Here is a 25,365-nt window from a genome sequence, read left to right as displayed (position 1 = left end):
AGCGACGCAGACGACCCGCAGCGTCAGCCCTCCATGTCTTCCATCACGTTCACCATCCACGGCATGCCGAATTTATCGGAGACCATGCCAAAACCGCTGCTCCAGAAGGTGGGTTGCCAGGCCATCCGTACATCGCCGCCAACGCTCAATGCGTCAAACATTTTTTGGCCCGAAGCGGCGTCATCGGCAACGATCGAGATACTGAAGCCCGAGAAAACCTGCGGAGCAGGGTTCACGCCATCCGACGCCATGATGACGCTTTGCCCTATCCGGAAAGTGGCATGCATGACCTTGTCCAGCCATTCGGGCGTGGCGGTCACGCCTTCGGGGGAATCCTTGAAATGCAGGACCGACAAGGTTTCGGCGCCGATCGCCTTTTGATAGAACTTAAGCGCTTCTTCCGTGCGGCCGTTGAAGAACAAGTAGGGTTCGAGACGCATTGGCAACTCCTGGATTTATCGGGCAGCCTCGCCGCCCGTGCCAAAAGTCTAGCCCACGCCCAAGGGCTAAAAACGCACTCCACAGGCTCGATACGCATAAAAAAAGGCGTCGGCGTAATAGCGCCGACGCCCGTTTTCAGACGCGAAATACAGCTGTTGCAACCGCGAAATTATTTCAGCGCTTCGATCAGTTTTTCGAGCTTGACTGCGTCAGCCGCGAACGCGCGGATGCCTTCGGCGAGCTTTTCAGTTGCCATGGCGTCGTCGTTGACGAGGAAGCGGAAGCTCGATTCATCGACTTCAATCTTGCTCACCACATCATTCGCGACCGCTTCCGGCGACAGCTTGCGTTCGACCTTTTCGGTGCTGTCGGCGAGCTTTTGCAGCAGGTCCGGGCTGATGGTCAGCAGGTCGCAGCCGGCCAGTTCGGTGATCTGGCTGACGGTACGGAAGCTCGCGCCCATCACTTCAGTCTTGTAGCCGAACTTCTTGTAGTACGCGTAGATCTTGCGCACGGATTGCACGCCCGGATCGTTTGCGCCGCCCATCTTGACCGGATCCCAATCCGCGCCTGCCGACTTCTTGTACCAGTCGTAGATACGGCCAACAAACGGCGAAATCAGTTGCGCGCCGGCGTCCGCCGCAGCCGCGGCTTGCGCGGTCGAGAACAGCAGGGTCATGTTGCAGTGAATGCCATCCTTCTGCAGCGTTTCCATCGCGCGGATGCCTTCCCAAGTGGACGCCAGCTTGATCAGGATGCGCTTGCGGTCGATGCCCGAATCTTCGTACAGCTTGATGAGCTCGTGACCCTTGGCGATGGACCCCTTGATGTCGAACGACAGGCGGGCGTCGACTTCTGTCGACACACGGCCCGGGACGATCTTCAGGATTTCCTTGCCGAAAGCAATCAGCAACTGGTCGATGATCTGGCCCATCGGCTTGCTGGCGTGGTCCTTGACGGTCTTCTCGAGCAGCGGCTTGTAAGCGTCGTTCTGGACGGCCTTGAGGATCAGCGACGGGTTCGTGGTCGCGTCTTGCGGCTTGAATTCGCCGAGTTGCTGGAAGTTGCCGGTATCGGCGACAACGGTGGTGTATTGCTTAAGCTGATCGAGAGCGGTGGTCATGTCTGGTCTTCGGCGCGTTGTGCCGTTGTCAAAGATGCGGAATGCCCGCGGGTGAAAGGGTTTTGCGAGGCCGCTGGTGCTGATGTACTGCGCCACAAGCTGTTGGCGAGCGGCTCGCCCCAAATTGCTATTCAAATGCCATTCTATTCCTGCTGCGCCATTTGGCGCAGAGAACACGGTAGTTCGCGGCCGTGCTTCCTGACTTGGGCCGCTGAGCTACGGAATTGCTTGCGATGCCCCACTCTTTTTTCGACGGCGGGTGGCTTCGAGAGTTCACGCGCTGCGATTGCTGACTGCGAGTCCGATTCGCGTTTTACGACGGGCACTTCAATGTGCTGCGCAATCGCGATGCCAGCGCTCCGCATCTGGGTCGCCACGCCCCATTACACGTGGTTCGCGTGATCATTTCGCGTCGAAACAAACAATCTACGCCCGCCGCGCGCTGAGCACAATCTGCGTGACGACACCCGCCACCAGGCCCCAGAACGCCGACCCGATCGACAGCAGCGTCAGTCCCGACGCGGTGACCATGAACGTGACGAGCGCGGCTTCGCGCTGGCGCGGGTCGCTCATCGCGTTGGTGAGGCCGCTCATGATCGAGCCGAACAGGGCCAGCGCGGCGACTGACACCACCAGCGCTTTGGGCATCGATGCGAATAACGCAGAAATGGTCGCGCCAAAAATGCCGGCCAGAAGGTAGAAAATCCCGCACCAGACGGCGGCCATGTAGCGCTTCGCCGGGTCCTGGTTAGCTTCGGGTCCGGTGCAGATGGCGGCGGTGATGGCGGCCAGGTTGATGCCGTGGGAGCCGAACGGCGCGAGAACGAGCGATGCCAGGCCGGTAGTCGCGATCAGCGGCGCGGACGGCGTGTCGTAGCCGTCCGCCCGCAGCACGGCGATGCCGGGCACGTTCTGGGAGGCCACCGCGACCACGAACAGCGGGATGCCGATACTGATGACCGACGCGAGCGAGAAGTGAGGCAAGGTGAAAACGGGGTGCGCGAGCGCGACGTGGAACTGGCTGAAGTCGAGCAGACCGAGCGACCCTGCGGCGACGATGCCGACCACGAGCGTCGTGAGGATGGCGTAGCGGGGAGCGAGGCGTTTCACGACCAGATAGGTGAAGAACATCGCCAGGACGAGGGCGGTCTGGAACTGGGCGGCCTTGAATATCTCGATGCCGATCTCGAACAGGATGCCGGCCAGCAGCGCGGCGGCGATGCTGACGGGGATTTTCCGCATGAGCGTATCAAACCAGCCCGTGAGGCCCACGATAACGAGCAAAACTGCGCAGACGACGAAAGCGCCGATCGCGTCCGGATACGCCACGTTCGGAAGCGATGTCACGAGGAGCGCCGCGCCCGGCGTCGACCAGGCGATAACGATGGGCGCGCGGAACTTGAGCGAAAGGCCGATCGTGCATAGCGCCATGCCAATGGAGAGGGCCCAGATCCAGGAGGAAATCTGTGCGTCGGAGAGATGGGCGGCGCGTCCTGCCTGGAACATGAGGACGAGCGCGCTGGTATAGCCCGTCATCATCGCGACGAATCCCGCGACGAGCGCAGAAATGGAGGAATCGGCGAAAGGGCTGAAGGTCGTGGCGGGCGGATTCATGCGAAGCCTTGGAGAGACGATCGCAGATCGTACCGGCCAGAAGGGATTAAGGGCAGTGACAGTCCGGAAAAATTTTGCCGTGCCACTTTAAAAAGCGGCTTGCCGAACGCGGTTTATTTAGAAAGCGCGCGCATTGCGCTTTCAAGTCCGCCAAGCGTCAGGCCATACATTCGGCCGCCTAATATTTGCCGAATAATCGATACCGACTGCCGATATTCCCAAAGTCTTTCCGGCTCCGGATTGAGCCACGCAAAACGCGGGAATTGATCGGCAAGGCGTCTTAACCAGACTGCGCCGGCTTCGGCATTGTTGTACTCGACCGAACCGCCGGGTTGAACGACTTCATACGGGCTCATGGTTGCATCGCCGACAAAAATCAACTTGGTGTCGGGCGAAAACTTGTGCAGTACATCAAACGTCGCGGTGCGCTCACCATGCCGTCTCCGGTTATTTTTCCAGAGATAGTCATACACGCAGTTGTGGAAGTAATAAAACTCCAGATGTTTAAACTCCGACTTCGCCGCCGAAAAGAGTTCTTCAACGCGCTTGATATGGTCGTCCATCGATCCGCCGACATCCAGCAGCATCAGGACTTTCACGTTATTGTGGCGCTCCGGCACCATCTTCAGGTCGAGCCAGCCGGCATTCGCGGCAGTACTGCGAATGGTGTCGGGGAGATCGAGTTCATCGGCGGCGCCTTCGCGCGCGAACCGCCGCAAGCGCCGCAACGCCACCTTGATATTGCGCGTCCCGATCTCGACCTGATCGTCGTAATCCTTGTACGCGCGTTCATCCCAGACCTTGATGGCCGTTCGATTCCCTGCGGAATCCCCGCCAATCCGAATCCCTTCAGGGTTATATCCACCATTGCCGAATGGCGACGTCCCGCCCGAACCAATCCACTTGCTGCCACCTTCGTGCCGTTCGTTCTGCTCTTCGAGAAGTTCTTTCAACCGTTCCATCAACTTGTCGATACCGCCAAGCGCTTCTATCTGACGTTTTTCCTCGGGCGTGAAATCCCGTTCCAGGCGCTTCTTGAGCCAGTCGAGCGGGACATCGAATGCGTCTTCATCGAGTGCGGCAATACCCTTGAAATAGGTGCCGAACGCCTGGTCGAATTTATCGAAGTATTTCTCGTCCTTGATCAGCGTCATGCGCGCGAGAAAGTAAAACTCATCGATAGAAGGGCCAATGACCTGAGCCTTCAACGCTTCAAGCAAAGTCAGGTATTCCTTCACCGAAACCGGTAGCTTGGCGCCGCGCAGAGTATAGAAAAAGTCGATCAGCATGCCGGGCTCCTTGCCCCAATCTATCGCAGTACGGCTATGAATCGAGCTGCAAGTCGAGCCGCGTTTCCAGTTTGGCGCGCAGGTTTGCACGCACGGCCGGCCACTCGGACTCGATGATCGAAAATACCACCGTATCGCGGTAAATGCCGTCCCGGCCGATCTGGTGATTGCGCAGGATTCCGTCTTCCTTCGCGCCCAACCGCGCAATTGCCGTGCGCGACTGACGGTTCATGAAATGCGTCCGGAACTCGACGGCAATCGTCTTCAGCGTATCGAACGCGTGCGAGAGCAGGAGCAGCTTGACTTCGGTGTTGATCGCCGTGCGCTGCACGCGTTTTGCGTACCACGTGCTGCCAATCTCAAGCCGCCGATGCGCCGCCTCAACGTTCATATACCGCGTGCTGCCCACTACGTCGCCTGTCCTCGCGTCGATCACGGTGAATGGTTGCGCGCCGTCCGAATCGCGCTGGGCGAGCGCCGCGTCCATCCACGTGGTGATTGTGCCGGGCGAGGGGACGCTCGTGTACCAGAGCTTCCACAACTCGCCGTCCGCCGTGGCGCTGGCAAGCGCGTCCTGATGCTCGCGCTCAAGCGGCACGAGTCTCACGAACTTGCCTTCCAGCGTAACCGGATCGATCCAGCGGCTCATGCGCGCAGCCCTTCAACGATTGTTGCGGTTCATGAACAACAGGCGCTCGAACAGGCTCAGGTCCTGTTCGTTCTTGAGCAATGCGCCATGCAACGGCGGGATGATCTGTTTCTGGTCGGTCGAGCGCAGCGCTTCCGGGCCAATGTCTTCAGCCAGCAGCAGCTTCAGCCAGTCGAGCAATTCCGATGTCGACGGTTTCTTCTTCAACCCGGATACATTGCGCAACTCGAAGAAACTTTGCATCGCGGCGGCGAGCAGTTCCTGCTTGATGCCGGGGAAATGCACCTCGACGATCTCTTTCATCGTCGTCGGTTCGGGGAACTTGATGTAGTGGAAAAAGCAGCGGCGCAGGAACGCGTCGGGCAGCTCTTTTTCGTTGTTCGACGTAATGATCACCAGCGGCCGGTGTTTCGCTTTCACCAGCTCGTGAGTCTCGTATACATAGAATTCCATCCGGTCGAGTTCGCGCAGCAGGTCGTTCGGGAATTCGATGTCCGCTTTATCGATTTCATCGATCAGCAGCACGCCGGGTTCGTCGGCATCGAATGCCTGCCACAGCACACCCTTGACGATGTAATTGCGGATGTCCTTCACGCGTTCGTCGCCAAGCTGGGAATCGCGCAGGCGCGACACCGCGTCGTACTCGTAAAGGCCTTGCTGGGCTTTGGTGGTCGACTTGATGTGCCATTGAAGGAGCGGCATGCCGAGCGCGGCGGCGACTTCCTCGGCCAGCATCGTCTTGCCGGTGCCGGGCTCGCCCTTGATCAAAAGCGGGCGCTGCAGGGTGATGGCGGCGTTGACGGCGAGCTTGAGATCGTCGGTGGCGACGTATTGCGATGAACCTTCAAAACGCATGACGCGTCCCTCGGAGAAGGAAAAATTGCAGTATAAGTCAGAAGGGTTTTGGGGGCGCCGCGCCCGGGACGTCCGGCCGGGCGCAGCCGGCGCCTGAAACGGGTCTCAAACGCCGCGTGACTTCCGAGCGAGAAGCAAATGTCCATCGGACAGATTGTCGCAGTCTCCCCGGACCCCAATCCCCACGGGCTTGCGCGACGGGGACGACCCCGCTGCGGCCGGTGGACGCAGGGTAGGTCGCGCGGTACAATTAGCGCGATTTTTTTGGCCCGCGTGGCTGGAAAAACGGAAATGCGCGGAAATTCGTGGAAATGCGCTTCAAGGCGCGATTGAATGCGGCCATTCAATGCCATCATTGCCGCGCGCGACCGTTTGACCAGTCCCGAGAAAGTCCCGGAACGCCAGGCGTCCAAGGTGCCGGATTTCCCCTCATGCCAGGTTAGAAGCTATGAATAAATTCGTCGGCAAATGTGCCGTGATCGCAGCGCTGTCGGGGCTTGCCGGCTTCGCGACACAGGCATCCGCCGATGTCGTGGGCAACGCGAAAGCAGCCCAGGGCAAAGTTGCGATGTGTATCGGGTGCCACGGCATTCCCGGTTATCGCACCGCGTATCCCGAGGTGTACCGGGTCCCCATGCTCGGCGGCCAGAGCGCCCGCTACATTGAGAACGCGCTGCATGCCTACAAGAAGGGCGATCGCCATTTTGAAACGATGCATGGCATAGCAACCACGCTCTCCGATCAGGATATAGCCGACATCGCTGCGTATTACGCCGCGCAAACCCCCTCTTCAAAGAACAATCCCGACAAGTGATCCGCGTTGCGTCCCTATCTGAAATGTCAGATCCAGGGCGCCCGTCACCCGGTAATCACTAATCGCGGACAGGAGAATTCATGAAGGCACTCGACACAGTGTTGAAGACAACATGCACGGCAGCCGCGCTGATCGGCGCGCTCGGCGCTCTTGCCATGCAGCCGGCGCATGCAGCCGATGCAAGCAATGGCAAGGTGCTCACCGAGGCCCACAATTGCGCGGCCTGCCACGGCCCGAACCTGAACAAGCCGGTGAGCGCGGAGTATCCGAAGCTCGCAGGTCAGCACGCCGACTATCTCTACTGGGCGCTGCGCCAGTACCAGATGGGCAACGGCAATCCGAATTTCGGGCGTAACAACCCGATCATGTCGGCGCAGGTTCAGAGCTTGTCGCAAAGCGATCTGAAAGACATCTCGGCGTATATCGAATCGCTGGATGGCGATCTGGTCGTGAAGAAGTAAGCGTCGCACGCGCGCTGTTGTTGTTCGCTGTTGTTGTTTTATCGGACGCAAAAAAACACCCCGCCGGTCAGTGACCCGCGGGGTGTTTTCGTTTTTGGTCCAGCGCTCGATTCTTCAGTCTCAGTCAGTCTCGCGACGCGCGCTGTTCGATCAGCGCAAGATACGCGTCGGTGTCCGGCGGCGTGTTGTTGCGCTGTGATTCCCAGATGATCTGCCCGAGGCATTCCATGATTGCGTGCTGAGCGTCGTGCGTCGAGCCCATCCGGCTGACGAGCCGCTCATGCGCGCGCCGGATGCCGGGCGGCTGATCGATCGACAGTTGCTCGGTGATCGCAAGGTGCATCGATAAATGCAGGAACGGGTTGCTCTTGCCCTGATCCGGAGAGTAGTCGGCGTGGGCCACGTCGGGATCGGCGAGTTCTTGCTGATATTCAGGATGTTCACCGATCCAGTCCGCGGCAATGCTCTCAAGCGGTGTCAGGACGCCACCTTCGCGCTGCTTGCGCCAGGTGTCGGTGAAAAATTGGCGAACTTCGTCGCGGCTGGGGTTGAACATGGTTGTGGGGCTGCTTGCGGGTATCGTTTTCAGAGGGTCATTTTAATCTGCATCACCACCTTTCGCCCGCTTCGGGCCGCCGCGCTTAATCCGCTAACTTTGCTTACTCGACAGGCGCCGGCGTCTTCGGCCGGTATTCGCACAGCGGCTCGATCGCGCAATGCCAGCATTCCGGCACGCGTGCCCGGCATACATAACGACCGTGCAGGATAAGCCAGTGGTGGGCGTCCTGCTTGAATTCATCGGGGACGAATTTCTCAAGCGCCGCTTCGACCGCTTTCACGTCTTTGCCCGGCGCGAGCCCGGTCCGATTCGATACCCGGAAGATATGCGTATCAACCGCGATAGTCGGATGGCCGAACGCCGTGTTCAGGATCACGTTGGCCGTCTTGCGTCCGACACCCGGCAGTGCTTCGAGCGCCTCGCGATTATCCGGCACCTCGCCGCCGTATTGCTCGATCAGTATCTTGCACGTGGCGATCACGTTCTTCGCCTTCGTCCGATACAAGCCGATGGTCTTGATGTACTCCGTCACGCCTTCTTCGCCGAGCGCCAGCACCTTGGCCGGCGTGTTGGCGACCGGATACATGCGTCGCATTGCCTTGTTCACGGAGACGTCGGTGGCCTGCGCCGACAGCATCACCGAGATCAGCAATTCGAACGGCGACTCGTGCTCAAGTTCGGTGGTCGGATGCGGATTCAGGCTTTGCAGCGTTTCAAAGATCGCACGGCGTTTTGTGGGGTTCATCGCGTTCAGGTTTTATTGTCGCTGCTTGGGCTGCCAGAATTGTCAGCGTCGATGGCGGGTGTCGAGCTTTTGTCGTCGTCTGCGCGAATCATACCGAGCCGGCGACGCCGGGCTTCCGCTGCATCGATCTGCGCCTGAACCTCCGGGCTGACCGCATCGGTATTTTTCGGTCCCGCGCCGAGCCTGGCCATTTCTTCTTTCTTCTGGCGCGCACGGTCCATCGCCGCCTGGATGATGGCGCGCTTTTTCGCCTGCGCGTCATCGTCGGCAGTGGCGGTGGATTGCGCCTTTGTTGAATCAGGCGATGCATCCTGCTGGACATCGGATTGACCGTGTAACTCAACGTTCGGCTCGCTATGCGGTGCGATACCCGCTGCCCCGGCCATGCGTGCCGCCTTGCGCGCTTCGGCCGCGTCGCGTTCACGGGCGAGGCGTGCGAGCCGCTGATTGTGCCGCTCGCGTGCCGCGTCGGCTTCCTGCTGGCTCCATGCGTCCCAGCCGGTCTTCTCACCCGTGACCGGGACCATGGCGATGCAATCGACCGGGCAGGGCGGTACGCACAAGTCGCAACCCGTGCAGAGCTCGGGGATGATCGTGTGCATCTGCTTGGCAGCGCCGATGATTGCATCTACTGGACATGCCTGGAGGCATAGCGTGCATCCGATGCAAAGATTTTCATCGATGATCGCAAGCGGCCTTGGCCGTTCAATGCCGTTATCCAGATTCAACGCAATGACGGGCAGGCCGAGCAGGCTCGCGAGGCGGGCCACGCCTTCCTCGCCGCCCGGCGGGCACTGGTTGTATTTTGCTTCGCCAGCGGCAATCGCTTCAGCATACGGGCGGCACGCGGGATAACCGCATTTAGTGCATTGCGTCTGGGGCAGCCGGTCTTCGATCTGGTCGGCGAGGGTCTTGGAAGAGGTTGCAGTCACTACGGTCACATTAACGGCTTGCTACAGCGTGGGGAGGGCGGTGCGAACGGGCATGCTTTACGGCTTTCACCGGGCCTGTGGATCCGGCGAAACAGATGTTTGGCCATTCGCTCGACCTGACCAATCCGCAATCGGCGAGCTTCGGTAAAAAGGCGCGCTGGATATGACGACGGCTCGTCGACGGCTCAGGTCCGCGTTCATCCTTGACGTCACGGTCGAGGGTTTCCGGCCGTTGCATGGGAAGCCGCATTATCGCTGAATTTCAAGCGGTTCCCAATCATTCCCAATTGCCAACATGCCAACGATGTGCACATAATCAAATTGCTTTCGATTGACTGCAGGACGGTATTCCCCACTCACGTTGGCGTAGCCGATCCATCGCATGCTTCTTGTGGACACGGGAAGCGTGACGATATCCCGATAACGCGGTTTGTCGATCACAAAGCCACCATGAACCAGCCAAAAATCAAAAGAGATCCCGAGGGTACACGCCGTCGCATCCTGCTCGCCGCCGCAGAGGAATTCGCGGCCGGTGGCTTGTTCGGCGCGCGTGTCGACCAGATTGCACGCCGTGCCGAAACCAACGAGCGAATGCTCTACTACTATTTCGGCAGCAAGGAGCAGTTGTTCACGGCCGTGCTCGAACATGCATTCGCCGCACTCACCGACGCTGAAAAGACGCTGGATCTGGATGGAATCGCACCCGTCGAAGCCATCACGCAACTGGCGCATTTCATCTGGAATTATTATCGTGAGCATCCCGAACTCTTGCGGCTCATCAATAACGAAAATCTGCACGAAGCCCGCTATATAAAGGGCTCTACCCGGATTCGAGAATTGATATCACCGGTGGTCGCCACGCTTGCGAAGATTCTCGAACGCGGTCAGCACGCGGGACTATTCCGCAATAACGTCGACCCTCTGCGCTTTTACGTGACCTTGTCGGGTCTGGGCTATTACATCGTATCGAATCGATTCACGCTCGAAGCCACGTTCGGACTCGACTTCAGCCGCGACGCCGAACGCGATGAAATCATCAAGATGAACACGGAGTTGTTGCTCGCGTATTTGCTGCGACGCTGACACATCAGCCTCATTGCCGCCTTCTCACCGAAGAGAGGCCGCAAAACAAAACACGCCGCGTAAAACGCAGCGTGTTTTGACATGCCAATTAATTTCAGACTGCTATCTGCATCGGACGTCGATCAAGCCGGGACAGCTTCCTTTTTCGGCGCCTTGTCGTGCGCGAGAATAAATTCGCGCAGTTGCGGATACACCATCGTGCGCCAGCGGCGTCCAGAGAAAATACCGTAATGGCCGGCTTTCTCTGCCATGTAATGGCGTTTGTTCTTCGCCGGAATGCCGGTGCACAAATCATGTGCCGCACGGGTCTGGCCGCTGCCGGAAATGTCGTCGAGTTCACCTTCGATGGTCAGCAATGCCGTGTTCTTGATGTCCTCCGGACGTACCAGCTCGCCATTGACATCCCACGTGCCTTCAGCGAGTCGATACTCCTGGAACACAATACGAATGGTGTCGAGATAGTAGTCGGCGTCCATGTCGAGCACGGCGTTGTATTCATCGTAGAAACGGCGATGTTGCTCCGCATCTTCGTCGTCACCACGCATCAGGTTCTGATAGAAATCCCAATGCGCCGTCACGTGCCGCTCCGGGTTCATCGCGACAAAACCGGCATGCTGCAGAAAGCCCGGATACACCTTGCGGCCCACACCCGGATAGTTCGCCGGCACCGTGTAGATCACGTTGTTCTCAAACCATTCGTATGAATGTTCGCTCGCCAGCGAGTTGACCGACGTGGGGCTGCGACGCGCGTCAATCGGGCCTCCCATCATGGTCATGGTGCGCGGCGTGTCTTCGCCGCGGCTGGCCATCAGCGAGATCGCGGCGAGCACCGGCACGGTCGGCTGACATACCGAAATCACATGCAGATCTTTCGCGCCAATGTGGCGGATGAATTCCTGGATGTATTCCACGTAGTCGTCGAGATGGAACGCGCCGTCTTCGAGTGGCACCATGCGGGCATCGAGCCAGTCGGTCAGGTAGACCTTATGATCCTGCAGCAGGGTCTTCACGGTGTCGCGCAACAGCGTGGAGTGGTGACCTGACAACGGAGCGCAAACCAACACGATGGGCTCGGTCTTGAGTTCGGTGACGGTCGCGCTGTCGTCCGAGAAACGCTTGAAACGGATCAGCCGGCAGAAGGGCTTTTCCATCACGATCTGCTCGACGATAGGAATGGCATGACCGTTCTTCTCGATCTGATGCAATTCGAACTCTGGCTTTTCGTAGTCCTTGCCCAGGCGATACAACAATTCGTAGCCGGCTGCGAGGCGCGTGGAACCGGGCACGTACGCGAGCGGGCTGGAAGGATTAGTGAACGACTTCGATGCCGCTTCCGCCCATGCCGTGAGGGGACTCAACATGGCCCGCTGAAATTCGTGCAATTGATAGAGCATGTCTGACCTGTAAAAAACCGGTTATGCCCGTGTTCGGGCGCATGTCCGGCGGTTGGCCTCTATCGGCGGTAGCGTCATGCCGGTCAGGTTTTCGCTGGTTCCGGCCCGGCGTGCAGTTCGTCGATTGCACCGTATTGCTGGCGCTGGCAGTTATTCAATGCTTCGTGGGTTGCTTCGTTTATTGCTTGTTTGCTCAACGAGGGATCGTGGGGGAAACGGGGCAGGGATCGGGGTAAGCCGGCGTTGCGCCTCTTCTGGGCTGAACTTGAAACAGCACACGAAACACGTGCGGCTAAGCCGTCGAAACAGACCGCAATGGGACCCCAATAAACCTTTTCATTTGCCGAACGACCGGTCGGAAAGCCTCTTGGATAATAGCTAAGAACAGGCTTTTGTGCAATGCAACATACGTGCTCTTTACTGCTATTCAGCAGGAATTTTGCGTCGAAGTCGTCAAATTTCGTCAATCATTCGAATAACATTACGATTCACTTTCTTTCTCGAGTGCTGCGTCCGAGGGTTTGTCCGGACGCGACGCAGGTTGGCCCGTCGCCTTCGCCATACCTTGCTCATGACGCATCAGGTTCATGCCGGTATGCACGAGCGCAACATGCGAAAACGCCTGTGGGAAGTTACCCACCTGACGTTTCGCGACCGTGTCGTATTCCTCGGCCAGAAGGCCAACGTCATTGGCGAGACCAAGCAATCGCTCGAACATTGCGTACGCTTCATCGTGGCGGCACTGCAGCGCCAGGTTGTCGACCAGCCAGAAACTACACGCCAGAAACGTGCCTTCCCCGGGCGGCAGGCCATCCTCCACTTCCGTGGTGTGATAGCGCTTGACCAGCCCGTCGTGGGTGAGATCGCGCTCGATGGCGTGGAGCGTGCCAATCACGCGAGGATCTTCCGGCGGGAGGAAACCGAGCAGCGGAATCAATAGCAAGCTGGCATCGAGAGCATCGCCGCCGTATGTCTGCACGAACGAGTTCATCGACGGATTCCAGCTTTTCTCGCACACGTCCGCGTGAATGGTGGCGCGCAGGTTGCGCCAATGGTCGAGCGGACCTTCCAGGCCGAACTGTTCCGCCGATTTGATCGCGCGGTCGTAAGCCACCCACGCCATGACCTTCGAAAAGGTGAATTGCTGACGCCCGCCGCGCGTCTCCCAAATTCCTTCGTCGGGTTCCTGCCAAACCGTGTCGAGATGATTGAGCATTGCGCGCTGGATTGACCAGACGGTGTCATCGGCTTGCAGGCCGCCCACGCGCGCGAGATGCAGCGCGTTCATGACTTCGCCGTAGACATCGAGTTGCAATTGGTTGACCGCGCCGTTGCCAATGCGCACCGGCTTCGAGTTCTCATAACCCGGCAGCCAGTCGACCTCCCACTCAGGCAAGCGCCGCTCGCCCGCAATGCCGTACATGATCTGCACCTGATCCGGCGATCCGGCCATCACGCGGCCCAGCCATGCGCGCCAGGCGCGGGCTTCGTCGTAGTACCCGCTGCGCATCATCGCGAGGAGGGTGATGGTGGCGTCGCGTAGCCAGCAGTATCGATAATCCCAGTTGCGCGTGCCGCCCAGTTGCTCCGGCAACGACGTGGTCGGCGCCGCGACAATCCCGCCAGTCGGTTCGTAGGCCAGCGCCTTGAGCGTGATCAGCGAGCGGCGGATGGCCGGACCCCAGCGGCCATCGAGATTGCTGCGCCCGGACCATTCCAGCCAGAAATTTTCGGTGCGCGCGAACTGCGTATGGGGATCGAGCGCGCGCGGCAGGCGCAAGTGCGATTGCGAATAAACGAGCGAGAAGGGGACGCGCTCACCCTCGCTCACGGTGAATTCGCCGATCGTGCGCATGTTTTCGCCGCTGAGTTCGATGGGCGTGCGCAACACGCAGAGATCAGGGCCGGCGATCGCGCGAATGCCGCTTTCATCGGGGAGCTTGCTGACCCAGGGAATGGAGGAACCGTAATCGAAGCGCAGCACCAGTTCCATCTTCATCTTCACCGTGCCGCGCCGTCCCACGACGATGCGCACAAGGTCGGACGCGCCATCGCGGACCGGCATGAAGTCGATAAGCGAAACTTTCCCGTCAGACGTTTCGAAGTCGGTTTCCAGGATCAGCGTGTCGCCGCGATATCGGCGCGTGATGACTGGTGGCGGAGCGCCATCGGGCAGGTCGGGCGTGATTAGCCAGCGGCCGTTTTCCGGCGTGCCCAGCAGGGCTGCAAAACACGCGCCGGAATCGAAGCGCGGCCAGCACAGCCAGTCGATGGAGCCTTCTTTTGAAATCAGGGCGGCGGTGTGACCGTCGCCGACCAGGGCGTAGTCCTCGATCAATGCGGGCATAGGCTAGGAGAATGAAGTCGATGCGGCCGCAGTTCAGGCGCCGCGTGATTGGGGGAGGCAAGCTTCCAGCCTTTCGAGCGTTCGATTATGAAGCGCATTCGGATTTCGCGTCTTTCGTGCTTGCTTGTCTAAAGTCGTGCGTCAAGTGTCTCAGGCATTTGTTGCAAGTTTCGGTCCGCCGCTTCGCGTTCAATCGGCCTTGCAATGGCCTTGCAAAAACGCAAGCGCAGGAAGGTTGAAAAAACTTGTGACAAATGCCTAGAATGAATCTTTGCGTCTGACGGATCGGCCAAGATAGCCATGCAGGTCTGCAATACAGGACCTGTTGATGCACGTCACGCGCGTCCTGCTTGCTTAACGTTTCGAGGACATCGAAAGTGAAAGCCATGCTGAATCCGTCGAGAGCTGATTGCATCGCCATCCTGTCGGCTGCGAGCCGTATCGCCGATCAAAACACGCTCCTGGATCTCAATTACAAGAATCTCGGCCTGTCCCGCAACGGGATGGAAACCGCTGCGTCGTTCCTGATCGAACGCGCTTGCTTCACGAGGTATCGCGAGATCGACGGGCATACCGCGGTAGGCGGCTTGTCGCTGCAGGGCCGCATGCGGCTCGATCAGCTTGCCAACAACTAAACCCGATTGCGCTGCGATTGCACTGTATTAAGCAGCGCTGGGGTTTGATTCCAGACCATTTTTCGGCGCGCGGGATCGCGAATTGCGACCCCGCGTTCAGCGTTTGCACGTCGCCAGGAACCACGTTTGGAACCTCGCTCCCATAACAGCGTCTTAAGGAGCGCGTCGCGGGTGGCATCGCTACGGCGATGTTCGGGATGCCTGCGTCAGAAGTGGGTCGCGCTTAGTCCGAACACGCCGATCAGTCCGATGATGATGAGGTAGATCGCGACGATGAAGTTAAGCAGGCGCGGCACGATCAGGATCAGAATGCCTGCGATCAGTGCAACCAGCGGTCCGAGGCTCAGATGGATATCCATGGTGACTCCTTGTTGATATTTTGATGGGAATGGGTGTGCATCAGGTCTACGTCAGGTCTGCATCATGCGCCGAAGCGATGACCGGTGACAATTGGGACAATCGGGCGCATTCGTTGGCTCGCGTACCTTGCAGCAAGCTTGATGCAAGTTTGAACAACCTGAAAACAAGCCGTAATAACGAACGATCAGGAGGCGGTATGCAATTGGCAGATTTCACTCACTTCACTTCTCATTTCAGCTACTTCAACTATTTCGCTCGTTTGACGCGTTTTAGCTTTCGGTTTCCTCATTTACCTTCCGCGTTCCATGTCCGGGGCTTCGCTTCCACGCAAAGTTCGTGCCGCAGCGTTGGGTCGACCGCTGTGTCCAGGTCTGAACGTCCGGCTGCGCGACTGCACTTGATGTCGAAAGGCGTCGCGGCGGGCGTGGCCGCTGTGTTGTCGGTTGCCGGGCCTCAAGCGTTTGCGCAAGGGGCGGCGACGACCGCCGGCACGTCGACAACTGCGTCCGGTACGTCCGGTATGTCGAGCAACGGCGTATTCGACCTGCTCGTGGGCACCTATACCGGCAGCGGCAAGAGCGAGGGTATCTATGTGTATCGCTTCGATACGGGCACCGGTGAGATCACGCGGCTCTCATCCGCGCAGGCGGTGAATCCGTCTTACCTTGTGGTGAGCAAGGATCGACAGCATGTCTACGCCGTGAATGAACTTCCTGGCGACAACGGACCCGCTTCGCAACGCGGCGGCATCAGCGCTTTCCGTTTCGATCCGCCGAGCGGGCAGCTCACCTTCGTGAACCGCGTCTCCTCCGATGGCAACGATCCCGCGTATCTCGCTTTATCGCCGGATGGCCGTTATTTGCTCACGGCCAACTACTCGGTGGCATCGAATCCGGGCGGCAGCTTTGCCGTGTTTCCGCTGCAAGGTGACCAGGTGGGTCCGTCCGTGCTGACCGTGCATCACGACGGCAGCGGTCCCGTGAAAGGGCGTCAGGACAATTCGCATGTGCATTCCACGGTGTTTTCGCCCGACGGCCGTTATCTGTTCGCGCAGGATTTGGGCGCCGACAAGGTCTATTCGTATCGATACACACCCGACGGCAGCCGCGGCTTGTTCGGCCCGACCGAGTCACGCTATACACTTGTGAAACCAGGCTCCGGACCGCGGCACCTGATCTTCGATCAAGCCGGCAAACACGCGTACCTCACGACCGAAATGAATGCGTCGGTAATGGTGTACGACTATGACGACGGCAAGCTCACGTTGAAACAAACCTTGCCGATGACGCAGCCCGGCTTCAAGGGCAAGGTGGGCGGTGGCGCGATCCATATGTCGCCGGATGGCCGTTTTCTGTACGCCACCAATCGCGGCGATGCCAACGAAATCCTGACCTACGCCGTGAATCCGTCCGATGGTCATCTCAAGCTGCTTGGCCGCAATTCGTCGCTCGGCAAAACGCCGCGCGAATTTGCTATCGATCCGACCGGACGCTGGTTGATCGTCGGTAATCAGGACAGCGACAGCGCGTACTTTTTCCGGCGCAATCCAGACACAGGCGAACTCGCGTCCGATCCGAAGCGCCTGGAGATTGGTTCGCCGGTCGATTTCAAGTTTGTTTCGCCATCCTGAAGATTGTTTTTTTCATCTGTGCGGGTCGTCGTGCATTGTCCGTGCGTTGATACACGAACACGACTCGCGCAGTTTCTTGATTCTCAAGTAACGTGGTTTCGTTTAACCGGTAAGGCCGGGATTGTCCTGGTATTGAAGGAAGTCAACGTTGAATATTACGTCAGCAGTTAGCACCCAGTCTGGTTCCACCACCGGCGGCGCTTCACAAAACGCGCCGCCGGGTTTCATCTGCGCGTTCCGCTTTGCCGGCGCGGAGGCTTTGCGGCTGTCCTGGGACGAGGCGCGTCGCGAGATCGTGGGCGATGGCCCCACGTGGCTGCATTTGAGCGCGAACGACGACACCGTCGAAAGCTGGTTGACCGGCGTGACCGCGATGCCCGATGTCGCGCGTGAATTCCTGAACGGTGAAGACAAGCGCCCGCGCGTGCATATGGGCGGGACGTTCATGTACGGCGTGGTGGCTGATCTGGAGCGCGTCGCCGAAACGCCCGACGCCGATCCGAACGCGCAGGCCACGCGCCGGGCAACCGGCGCGCTGCGCTTTTACGTCGATAAGAACCGCATGATTACCGTGCGCGCACAGCCGTTGCAATCGACTGACCGGCTGCGTCATGCCGTGCTCGAAGGCGCCGTGTTCCGCGATACCGTCGATCTTTTCGCCGGGTTAATCCGGGCGTTGAACGAGACGTTCGCGGATCGTATCGATGAAATCGGCGACCGGCTCGACGACGTCGAGGAGGGCGTGTTAGATGGTCGTCACTCGAACTGGCGTGCGGAGCTGGGCTCGGTGCGCAGGCGGCTGGTTGAGGTGAAGCGGTTCGTGGATCCTGAGCGCAATGCATTGACGCAACTTGTTCTGCGCCGGCTCGAATGGGCGGAGCCCCGATCGATGGAAACGCTGATCCAGGCAATTCAGGTGCTTAACGGGCTGGCCGCCGGGCTCGAGGCGCAATACGAACGGGCAAAGCTTCTGCAGGATGAGATTGCTGCGTTGCTCTCGGAAGATATCAACCGCAAGCTGCTGTGGCTCGCGGTCATGTCTGCGTTGCTGATGCCTGCAACGCTTGTGTCCGGCATCTTCGGCATGAACGTGGCCGGGCTGCCCGGCACGCATGACCGTTATTCGTTCTTGATCGTGATGGGCGTGATGGCTGTCTGCGCCGCTTTCACGCTGTATTTGTTGCGGCGCTTGCGATTGTGGTGACCTGATTGTGTGTGGGCGGTGCCCAGGCGCTAAAGCCGCTTGGGCACCGCCAGCCGCTAACCAGCAGCCGCTTATTCCGATGGTCCCGGCGCGAGCACTTCGCGGTTCCCGTTCGTGCCCATCGGCGATACCAGGCCCGCTGTTTCCATCTGTTCGACCAGCCGCGCTGCGCGGTTATAGCCAATGCGCAATTGCCGCTGCACCGAGGAAATCGATGCACGGCGCGTGCGCAATACGAACGATACGGCTTCGTCGTAGAGCGGATCGGCCTCGGCATCCGGTGTGTCGCCGAACAGGTCCGGCGTGCCGCCTTCGGGCGTCGGACCCGACAAGATCCCTTCCTCGTACTCCGGTTCGCCGAACTGCTTCAGGTACTCCACGACGCTATGCACTTCCTCGTCCGCGACAAACGCGCCATGCACGCGCTGCGGATAACCGGTGCCGGGCGGCAGGAACAACATGTCGCCGGCGCCGAGCAGGGACTCCGCGCCCATCTGGTCAAGGATGGTCCGCGAGTCGATCTTCGATGACACCTGGAACGCCACCCGCGTCGGAATGTTCGCCTTGATCAGCCCGGTAATCACATCCACCGACGGCCGTTGCGTCGCCAAAATCAGGTGAATGCCGGCGGCGCGCGCCTTCTGCGCGAGTCGCGCGATCAACTGCTCGATCTGCTTGCCCGCGACCATCATCAAGTCCGCGAGCTCGTCGATGACGACCACGATCATCGGCAATTTGGCGAGCGGTTCGGGTGCGTCGGGCGTGAGTGAAAACGGGTTCGTCAGCTTCTTGCCCGCCGCTTCGGCATTGCGGATTTTCTGGTTGAAACCCTGCAGATTACGCACGCCCACCGCCGACATCAGCTTGTAGCGCTTCTCCATTTCCCCGACACACCAGTTCAGTGCGTTCGCGGCCAGCTTCATGTCGGTGACGACCGGCGCGAGCAGATGCGGAATGCCCTCGTAGACGGACAGTTCGAGCATCTTCGGGTCGATCATGATCAGGCGCACGTCTTCCGGTTTCGCCTTGTACAGCAGCGAGAGGATCATCGCGTTGATGGCGACCGACTTGCCCGAACCCGTCGTGCCCGCGACCAGCATGTGCGGCGCGCGCGCGAGGTCGGTGACGACCGGATTGCCGACGATGTCCTTGCCCATCGCGATCGTGAGGAACGACTTCGAGTCGCGGTAGACATCGGCTTCCAGGATTTCGGAGAGCCGGATCATCTGCCGTTTGGCGTTCGGCAATTCGAGCCCCATGCAAGTCTTGCCGGGAATGGTTTCGACCACGCGGATCGATGTCAGTCCGAGCCCGCGAGACAGGTCCTTCATCAGGCCGACAATCTGGCTGCCGCGTACGCCGAGCGCCGGTTCGACTTCGAAGCGCGTGATGACCGGTCCCGCCGATGCACCGACCACGGTCACCGGCACCTTGAATTCCTGCAGGCGCTGCTCGATCAGCTGGCCCGTTTCGGCGAGATGTTGCTCGGAGACGGGTTCGACTTCGTCGGATGCCGGTTCGAGGAGATCCAGGCCGGGGAGATCGACAGCCGATGCAGCCGGCGCGTGGAACTCGAATTCGGTGGCGATGAAACCGCGGACGGGCGGCCGGGATTCGGGTTGAGGCACGGCGATATCAGGCGATGGAGCCGGGGGCGTATTCGTATTCGTATTCGCTCGCGGGAAGTGGACGACGTTCGACGCGGGGTCCGCGTTCGGGTGTGTTTGTGCTTGTGTTTCGGACGCGCGTTGCCATTCTGTTTCGCTCGTGCGGTCGGTTGGCGTTTGCGTCGTGTAGCCGTTCGAGGTGAGATGCGCGGACGTAGCGTCCGTTTCGTCTGGCGCGGCGTGCGACGACTCGACGACGCTGAGCGGTGCGCGTGTGGCATCCGTATTTGCTTGCCACGGCGGTGTGTTGACTTGATCGGACCGCGCAGTTGCTGAGGTTTCCGATACCGGCGATATCGGTGTCGCCGGGACGATGTCACGCGTCGTCTGCACGGGATGCGTTTGCCCGGCGCGGACGGCCCACGGCGGGAGATCGGCGAGATGAGCCGGCGTGTGTGCTGGCGTGGTCTTCGGCGCTGAAGGTTCCGGGCGCGGAAATGAACCCGAATCGTTCGGTGGATTGGGCGCGGAGTTGCCTGCAATACTGGATGAGATTGGGCGCGCGGTTGTATCGATATTGGCCGGCGCTGTCTGATTCAACGTCCGATGCGTGGTCTCGTCGATTTCAGTCCGATGCACGGGCGGGTTCGACAACGGGTTCGAATGCGCGTCGATCGATTGTGTCGTGACCGGGGCGGTTGCCTGTGTCTGTTGGACACCGATGTCACGGGCTGTCGGCGATGGAATATTCGTGCCTGACACCGGAGGCGAATCGGAAGCGATTGAGGCCTTCGCGAGATCCGTCGCATTCGGTGTCGGTGTGCTGGGCGTTGAGTGACCTGCACTTAGCGGCAATGCAGAAACGGCCGAGGGCATCGAAGAAACCGAACCCTCAGAACTAGCCGAAGCAGTCGGCGCATCGGGCGAACCCAAAGCGTGCAAAGCCGCGGCATCGCGTCCTTCATCTGCACGGCTCGCATCGGGCAACGCTTCCGCGTCCCGCGCGGCATCGGCGCTACCTGGGCGCGTCCATTGCGCCGTGCTTTGCTCGATAGAGCGCAGCGTTTCCTTGATACGTTCAGGCGCCGGCGGCGGCCCGGCGGGTCTGACGGGAGCGCCTGCGGATGCTGTTGTCGCAGCAAAAAAAGATTCGCTCGATACGACCGGAGGCATCGATTTGCCGCGCGCCGGGTTTATCGATGTATTGCGTGAAGCGGCGTGCGAAACGCTGGAGGAACCCGGCACGCTCCGATTCAGCGATGAACGCGAAACGTCCGCACGAGAAGGGTCGATTGCACGCGTTGTCGATGTCTGGGCGACCCTCGGCGGCACGGCACCCGGCGTTCCCCCCGAGGTCCTCACATCACCTGCCGCATTCGCGACCCGCGTGGCGCCAGCCGATGCCGCGCCTGTCGCCGCCGCGCTCGCGACGGCTCCCGTTGCCCGCGTCCCGGACGACGAACCCGACGACGTTCCCGCCGGCGCGTCCGTCTTCAACCAACCAGCCGGCGCGACAGGTTCGAGCGGCTCCCGCGCTCCCGCTCCACGACCGCTGTGCGCAGCGGCGGGGCGTGCATCGGGAAATCGGTCCGAATAGGCGTTGCTGTCCGTACCCGGCTCACGATGATTCGGCGACAACGGTTCGCTTGGACGCGCGGCTTCGGGTCCACGCAGCGGCCGCTCTGCGTCGCTACGCCGGGCCGGCTGCGGGCGCCAGACGGTTGGTCGCTGATAACGGCTGTTTGGACGTTGCGTCGCTGTCGGCAAGCCGAGGGCCGGCGCATCGTGTGAGGTTCTGCCCGACGTCGTGACGCCGCTTCCAACCGTGCCTCCGGCCTTGAAACTGCCGAGGCCCGGGCCCGTGCCCCGCGTTTCCGACTTGTCGCGCGATGCCCGCCCACGCGCCGGTCTCTCGCGGACTGTCCGTTCGCGCGGCGAGAACCACTCGGGTTTGAGCCCCAGGCCGAATGCGCCGTTTGCCCAGCCAAAAGTGTCGCGCCACTGGAATCCGCAGAGCCACGGCAAACTGATGAAAAACACGACGGCCGCACCGGCCCCCACGCTCAGCGCAGCCGGCGTGCTGACGACGCCGGCATGTCCGCCCAGGCCGAATAACAGCGCGTGGCCGAGATGGTTGACATCGGCGGCGAATGTGAACGAATGGAACAGCGCGGCTTCGAGCGCGCAGCTCGCGAGGAGCACGCAGAAGAAACCGAGCCAAAGCCGGATCGTGCCCGGCCCGCGCAGACCGCCGCCGTTGGGCAGAACGGACTTGACGATGCGCCAGAGAAGGGGGATGAACCAGACGGCCGAAGCACCGAACCAGCCGAAAACTACCGTGTGCATGCAAGGAACCAGGAATGATGTAAGCGATGTGAGCAGCGAACCCAGGCTCGGACAAAGATGAATCGATACCGCCGAGTTTAACCGCCATGAACGCGGCGAGCGCGGGCAGTAGTCAAGCAATCAAGCAATCAAGCTTTCGGCCGCGCGTGACGATTGATGCATCGAAACGATGTTGGCCGGGTCGGTGGGGCGCTCATCGAGCGTTCAGAGATGAACAGCCCAGGCGAAATCAAAACGTTCATCGCGGTCAAACGTCTGGACGCCGGTTGCCTTAACCCCCACCTTCAAAAACCTCAACCCTGCAACCCGACCTTCATCGACCGTGATTAAGGCTTTGCGACGCGTGTGAATGTCATCACGTCGCCGTTCTTGAGCGTGATCTGCAACTGTTGTGGCGGCTGCATTTGCACACCGGTCTTTTCGATATCCGCCAGGCCCCGGAGGAACGGTTGTTCGAGCGCGCTGCCGGGTCCCGACGCGCAGGCCATACGCGTGCTCGCAAGGGGGCCGAACGAAAGCGCGCCGCCGGCCAGGTCGTAGGTGCCGGTGAAACTGTTGCATCCGGAAAAGCCGTTCGCTTTGCGTTGGCCGCTTAGCGTCGAAAAATTCAGGGTGACCGGTGCTGCGCCAGCGCTACTACTACCGCTAGCGGCATCGGCCGGAGCGGTCGGAACCGGGCGCGTTTTGCCGTCGGCATTGGCCCAACTGGTGAGTTGCCATTGGGTATCGTCGAGAAGCTGGGTCGCGGCCGGGTTGTAAGGATCGGTCGGCGGCGCGGCGCTGTCTGGATGCGTCGGCATCGTGCAGCCCGCCAGCGCGGCGCCGAAAACCACCGCGGCAATAGACGCCATGGCGGCAAATGATTGCCTGGAACGCGGGAACGCAGCATGGACCCGGCTGCGCGCCGAAACACGCGCAGGTTGCGAACGGGAAGGCTGCATCGACATGGAATTTCCTTGGGGCTGGCAAAACCGTAAGGGTATCGCACTCGTCCTAAGATTGACCAAGGCAGATTGCGGCAAAGTCATTGCAACATGTAAAGAAAAGTGAGCCGAAGCCTCCGTTCGATGAAGCGAAAGCCTTCACCCGGGCGGTTGCCGGCAAAGCTAATCGCCGTCCTGGATCTGACAAGTCCCGGCTGCAAACACAACACCGGTCGCGTGTGGAAAAGGGTCCGCGTGTTAACATCGCGGGCTTAACAGGCCTCTTTTTCTGGAGCATCCATGCAGAGCGCGAAGTCCGCTGCGTCCGCCGTTTCTTCCCCTCAATCCGGCGTGCAGCCGACGAAAATCGGTACGCCGCTCACGCCCGGCGCGACGCGCGTGATGCTGCTCGGCGCGGGCGAACTCGGCAAGGAAGTGATCATCGCGTTGCAGCGGCTCGGCGTGGAGACGATCGCGGTCGACCGTTACGCCGATGCCCCCGGCCATCAGGTCGCGCATCGCTCGCACGTGATCGACATGACCGACGGCGCGGCGTTGCGGGCGTTGATCGAAGCCGAACGGCCGCATCTGATCGTGCCGGAGATCGAGGCCATAGCAACCGATACCCTCGCTGAAATCGAAGCTGAGCAACTCGCCGTCGTGATCCCGACGGCGCGCGCGACCCAGCTCACCATGAATCGCGAAGGCATCCGCCGACTCGCCGCTGAAACGCTCGGCCTGCCCACTTCTCCGTATGCGTTCGCCGAGTCGCTGGACGAGATGACGGCGGCTATCGGCAAGATCGGGTTTCCGTGCGTGGTGAAACCGGTGATGTCGTCGTCGGGCAAGGGGCAGTCGGTGCTCAAGAGCGCGGCGGATATCGAACCCGCCTGGCAGCACGCGATGGCCGGCGGCCGCGTCAATCATGGGCGCGTGATCGTGGAAGGGTTTATCGATTTCGAGTACGAGATTACGCAGCTCACCGTGCGCGCAGTCAATCCGGAAACGGGCGATCTGCAAACGTATTTTTGCGAGCCGATCGGCCATGTCCAGGTGGCGGGCGACTACGTGGAATCGTGGCAACCGCAGGCAATGAGCGCCGTGGCGCTCGAAAAGTCACGCGATGTTGCCGCGAAGGTCACCACGGCGCTGGGCGGCCGCGGGTTGTTCGGCGTCGAATTGTTCGTGCGCGGCGACGACGTCTGGTTCTCCGAAGTCAGTCCGCGACCGCATGACACAGGTCTGGTCACGCTCGCCACGCAGCGCTTCTCCGAATTCGACCTGCACGCGCGGGCGATCCTCGGTCTTCCCGTCGATACAACGTTGCGCGCGCCGGGTGCATCGGCGGTCATTTATGGCGGGCTGGAGGAAGCGGGTGTCGCGTTCGAAGGCGTCGCCGAGGCGCTTGCGGTGCCGGATTCGGACCTGCGATTGTTCGGCAAACCGGAAAGTTTTGCGAAGCGCCGCATGGGCGTCGCGCTCGCCACCGGACGCGATACCGACGAAGCGCGGGAACGCGCGAAGCTGGCCGCGTCTAAGGTAAGACCCGTCTCCACTCGATGACGGCAACACGCCGCTCGTGGCGAGTTTTTCGCGAGCGGCACGGAGGTTTCAAGTGAAATGGTGTGCAATGGTCGCGCTGTGCGCGACGTTGGTGGGTTTGGCCGGGTGCGGCGTTGCGGCAGCGCCGTGCCGGGTGGCATCGGCGGGATTGAAGATGGTGCCGCTGGTCGGCCATGTCGCGGCGGCGCCGACCGACGCGTGCGCGGGCGTTATCGATCCGTGAGGAGCAGTGGCTTAGGGCATGCACGGCTGATTCACCGGGAAAGAAGTGACGAAAGGATGGAAAGATGAAGGATGGAATGAAGGGAATGTTGGCGGAAAGGATCGGACGAATCGTCAGATCGACGGCAATGACCGCCGGTGCGCTGTGTCTGATTGTCGTGAGCCATTCGGCGACCGCGATGCCGCTGACCGTGCCGCAGATCCAGACGGCGACGGCCAACACGCTGCGTTACGCGTGCCGCGGTGGCAGCACGCTGACCGTGCAATACATGAACACGAAGAACAAGCAGAGTTTCGCGCTGCTGACCGTCGATGGCCGCAAGATGTTGTTTGTGAATGTCCTGTCGGGATCAGGGGCGAAATACGTTGCCGATCACTACACGTGGTGGACAAAAGGCCCTGAAGGCACGCTCACCGACGACACCGCCGATCCGAAATCCGCACCCATGCTTTCTGAGTGCAAGACACAAAGCTAGCGACTCGTTCGACCGCAAGATGAAAACAGAGCCCGTTCCGATTCGCGTCGGAACGGGCTCTTTGCATCCGATGCCCCCGCCGCCGTCCGCGAC

General features: G+C 60.4%; 24 protein-coding genes. 9 read left to right on the top strand and 15 right to left on the bottom strand.

Features of this window, described 5'->3' with window-relative positions; genetic code table 11:
* Positions 1-23: 23 nt before the first annotated feature.
* From ACSQ83_RS00495 to ACSQ83_RS00470, 6 genes are all read right to left on the bottom strand, one after another.
* A complete protein-coding gene (locus tag ACSQ83_RS00495) occupies positions 24-440 on the bottom strand; it encodes a VOC family protein (protein ID WP_414948067.1) in 417 nt (138 codons plus the stop codon).
* A 170-nt stretch (positions 441-610) separates the two neighbouring features.
* On the bottom strand, positions 611-1,564 hold the full coding sequence (gene tal / locus ACSQ83_RS00490) for a transaldolase (protein WP_414969269.1): 954 nt from the start codon (positions 1,562-1,564) through the stop codon (positions 611-613).
* A gap of 426 nt (positions 1,565-1,990) precedes the next feature.
* Complete coding sequence (locus tag ACSQ83_RS00485) at positions 1,991-3,178, bottom strand: benzoate/H(+) symporter BenE family transporter (protein WP_436226901.1); 1,188 nt, start codon at positions 3,176-3,178, stop codon at positions 1,991-1,993.
* Positions 3,179-3,291: 113 nt separating this feature from the next.
* Positions 3,292-4,467 (bottom strand): vWA domain-containing protein, encoded by a 1,176-nt coding sequence (locus tag ACSQ83_RS00480; RefSeq protein ID WP_414948070.1) that lies wholly within the window; start codon positions 4,465-4,467, stop codon positions 3,292-3,294.
* 34 nt (positions 4,468-4,501) lie between these two features.
* Complete coding sequence (locus ACSQ83_RS00475; RefSeq protein WP_414948071.1) at positions 4,502-5,116, bottom strand: GNAT family N-acetyltransferase; 615 nt, start codon at positions 5,114-5,116, stop codon at positions 4,502-4,504.
* A gap of 12 nt (positions 5,117-5,128) precedes the next feature.
* Positions 5,129-5,971 carry an AAA family ATPase gene (locus tag ACSQ83_RS00470; RefSeq protein ID WP_301780162.1) on the bottom strand — a complete coding sequence of 281 codons (843 nt, stop codon included), beginning with the start codon at positions 5,969-5,971 and terminating at the stop codon, positions 5,129-5,131.
* A 448-nt stretch (positions 5,972-6,419) separates the two neighbouring features.
* Between ACSQ83_RS00470 and ACSQ83_RS00465 the strand changes: the two genes are divergently transcribed.
* Both ACSQ83_RS00465 and ACSQ83_RS00460 read left to right on the top strand, forming a co-directional pair.
* Positions 6,420-6,785, top strand: coding sequence for a c-type cytochrome (locus tag ACSQ83_RS00465; RefSeq protein WP_097261818.1), 366 nt, complete (start codon positions 6,420-6,422; stop codon positions 6,783-6,785).
* Between the two features lie 80 nt (positions 6,786-6,865).
* Positions 6,866-7,246, top strand: coding sequence for a c-type cytochrome (locus ACSQ83_RS00460; RefSeq protein ID WP_414948072.1), 381 nt, complete (start codon positions 6,866-6,868; stop codon positions 7,244-7,246).
* A gap of 124 nt (positions 7,247-7,370) precedes the next feature.
* Here ACSQ83_RS00460 and ACSQ83_RS00455 read toward each other — a convergent pair whose 3' ends face one another.
* From ACSQ83_RS00455 to rsxB, 3 genes are all read right to left on the bottom strand, one after another.
* Positions 7,371-7,802 carry a DUF1841 family protein gene (locus tag ACSQ83_RS00455; protein ID WP_414948073.1) on the bottom strand — a complete coding sequence of 144 codons (432 nt, stop codon included), beginning with the start codon at positions 7,800-7,802 and terminating at the stop codon, positions 7,371-7,373.
* Positions 7,803-7,905: 103 nt separating this feature from the next.
* Positions 7,906-8,550 (bottom strand): endonuclease III, encoded by a 645-nt coding sequence (gene nth, locus ACSQ83_RS00450; protein ID WP_414948074.1) that lies wholly within the window; start codon positions 8,548-8,550, stop codon positions 7,906-7,908.
* A gap of 5 nt (positions 8,551-8,555) precedes the next feature.
* Positions 8,556-9,482: an electron transport complex subunit RsxB gene (gene rsxB, locus ACSQ83_RS00445; RefSeq protein WP_436226900.1), complete on the bottom strand. Its 927-nt coding sequence runs from the start codon at positions 9,480-9,482 to the stop codon at positions 8,556-8,558.
* A gap of 450 nt (positions 9,483-9,932) precedes the next feature.
* On the opposite strand from rsxB, the gene ACSQ83_RS00440 reads away from it, so the two are divergent.
* Positions 9,933-10,565 (top strand): TetR/AcrR family transcriptional regulator, encoded by a 633-nt coding sequence (locus ACSQ83_RS00440; RefSeq protein ID WP_089160752.1) that lies wholly within the window; start codon positions 9,933-9,935, stop codon positions 10,563-10,565.
* A gap of 122 nt (positions 10,566-10,687) precedes the next feature.
* On the opposite strand, the gene ACSQ83_RS00435 is transcribed toward ACSQ83_RS00440, so the two are convergent.
* The 3 genes from ACSQ83_RS00435 to ACSQ83_RS00425 all read right to left on the bottom strand — a co-directional run bounded on the left by ACSQ83_RS00435 (position 10,688) and on the right by ACSQ83_RS00425 (position 14,306).
* On the bottom strand, positions 10,688-11,959 hold the full coding sequence (locus tag ACSQ83_RS00435) for a polyhydroxyalkanoate depolymerase (protein ID WP_414948076.1): 1,272 nt from the start codon (positions 11,957-11,959) through the stop codon (positions 10,688-10,690).
* 83 nt (positions 11,960-12,042) lie between these two features.
* Positions 12,043-12,426 (bottom strand): hypothetical protein, encoded by a 384-nt coding sequence (locus ACSQ83_RS00430; protein ID WP_436226899.1) that lies wholly within the window; start codon positions 12,424-12,426, stop codon positions 12,043-12,045.
* Positions 12,427-12,440: 14 nt separating this feature from the next.
* Positions 12,441-14,306 (bottom strand): glycoside hydrolase family 15 protein, encoded by a 1,866-nt coding sequence (locus ACSQ83_RS00425; protein WP_436226898.1) that lies wholly within the window; start codon positions 14,304-14,306, stop codon positions 12,441-12,443.
* 386 nt (positions 14,307-14,692) lie between these two features.
* On the opposite strand from ACSQ83_RS00425, the gene ACSQ83_RS00420 reads away from it, so the two are divergent.
* Entirely contained in the window at positions 14,693-14,941 is a 249-nt protein-coding gene (locus tag ACSQ83_RS00420) for a hypothetical protein (RefSeq protein WP_414948301.1), read from the top strand.
* 206 nt (positions 14,942-15,147) lie between these two features.
* On the opposite strand, the gene ACSQ83_RS00415 is transcribed toward ACSQ83_RS00420, so the two are convergent.
* Positions 15,148-15,300: a DUF3096 domain-containing protein gene (locus ACSQ83_RS00415; protein ID WP_158936575.1), complete on the bottom strand. Its 153-nt coding sequence runs from the start codon at positions 15,298-15,300 to the stop codon at positions 15,148-15,150.
* A 401-nt stretch (positions 15,301-15,701) separates the two neighbouring features.
* Between ACSQ83_RS00415 and ACSQ83_RS00410 the strand changes: the two genes are divergently transcribed.
* Positions 15,702-16,931: a lactonase family protein gene (locus ACSQ83_RS00410; protein WP_436226897.1), complete on the top strand. Its 1,230-nt coding sequence runs from the start codon at positions 15,702-15,704 to the stop codon at positions 16,929-16,931.
* A 148-nt stretch (positions 16,932-17,079) separates the two neighbouring features.
* The gene (locus ACSQ83_RS00405; RefSeq protein ID WP_414948079.1) at positions 17,080-18,135 is read left to right on the top strand and encodes a transporter; all 1,056 of its coding nucleotides are present in this window, start codon (positions 17,080-17,082) and stop codon (positions 18,133-18,135) included.
* A 71-nt stretch (positions 18,136-18,206) separates the two neighbouring features.
* Here the strand turns inward: ACSQ83_RS00405 and ACSQ83_RS00400 are convergent, their stop codons facing one another.
* Both ACSQ83_RS00400 and ACSQ83_RS00395 read right to left on the bottom strand, forming a co-directional pair.
* The gene (locus ACSQ83_RS00400) at positions 18,207-22,088 is read right to left on the bottom strand and encodes a DNA translocase FtsK (RefSeq protein WP_436226896.1); all 3,882 of its coding nucleotides are present in this window, start codon (positions 22,086-22,088) and stop codon (positions 18,207-18,209) included.
* 326 nt (positions 22,089-22,414) lie between these two features.
* Complete coding sequence (locus ACSQ83_RS00395) at positions 22,415-22,939, bottom strand: META domain-containing protein (RefSeq protein WP_436227076.1); 525 nt, start codon at positions 22,937-22,939, stop codon at positions 22,415-22,417.
* A 372-nt stretch (positions 22,940-23,311) separates the two neighbouring features.
* Here ACSQ83_RS00395 and purT point away from each other — a divergent pair, with 372 nt between their 5' ends.
* From purT to ACSQ83_RS00380, 3 genes are all read left to right on the top strand, one after another.
* Entirely contained in the window at positions 23,312-24,574 is a 1,263-nt protein-coding gene (purT, locus tag ACSQ83_RS00390) for a formate-dependent phosphoribosylglycinamide formyltransferase (protein WP_436226895.1), read from the top strand.
* Positions 24,575-24,641: 67 nt separating this feature from the next.
* Positions 24,642-24,797 (top strand): DUF6726 family protein, encoded by a 156-nt coding sequence (locus ACSQ83_RS00385; RefSeq protein WP_346730470.1) that lies wholly within the window; start codon positions 24,642-24,644, stop codon positions 24,795-24,797.
* Between the two features lie 64 nt (positions 24,798-24,861).
* Entirely contained in the window at positions 24,862-25,272 is a 411-nt protein-coding gene (locus ACSQ83_RS00380) for an MliC family protein (RefSeq protein WP_436226894.1), read from the top strand.
* Positions 25,273-25,365: the final 93 nt, after the last annotated feature.

Origin of the sequence: Caballeronia sp. LjRoot29, assembly GCF_964252755.1 — a bacterium.
In the GTDB taxonomy this organism is placed as follows: domain Bacteria; phylum Pseudomonadota; class Gammaproteobacteria; order Burkholderiales; family Burkholderiaceae; genus Caballeronia.
The sequence above is the reverse complement of the archived record's forward strand: the minus strand, read 5'-3'. Positions and strand labels throughout refer to the sequence as shown.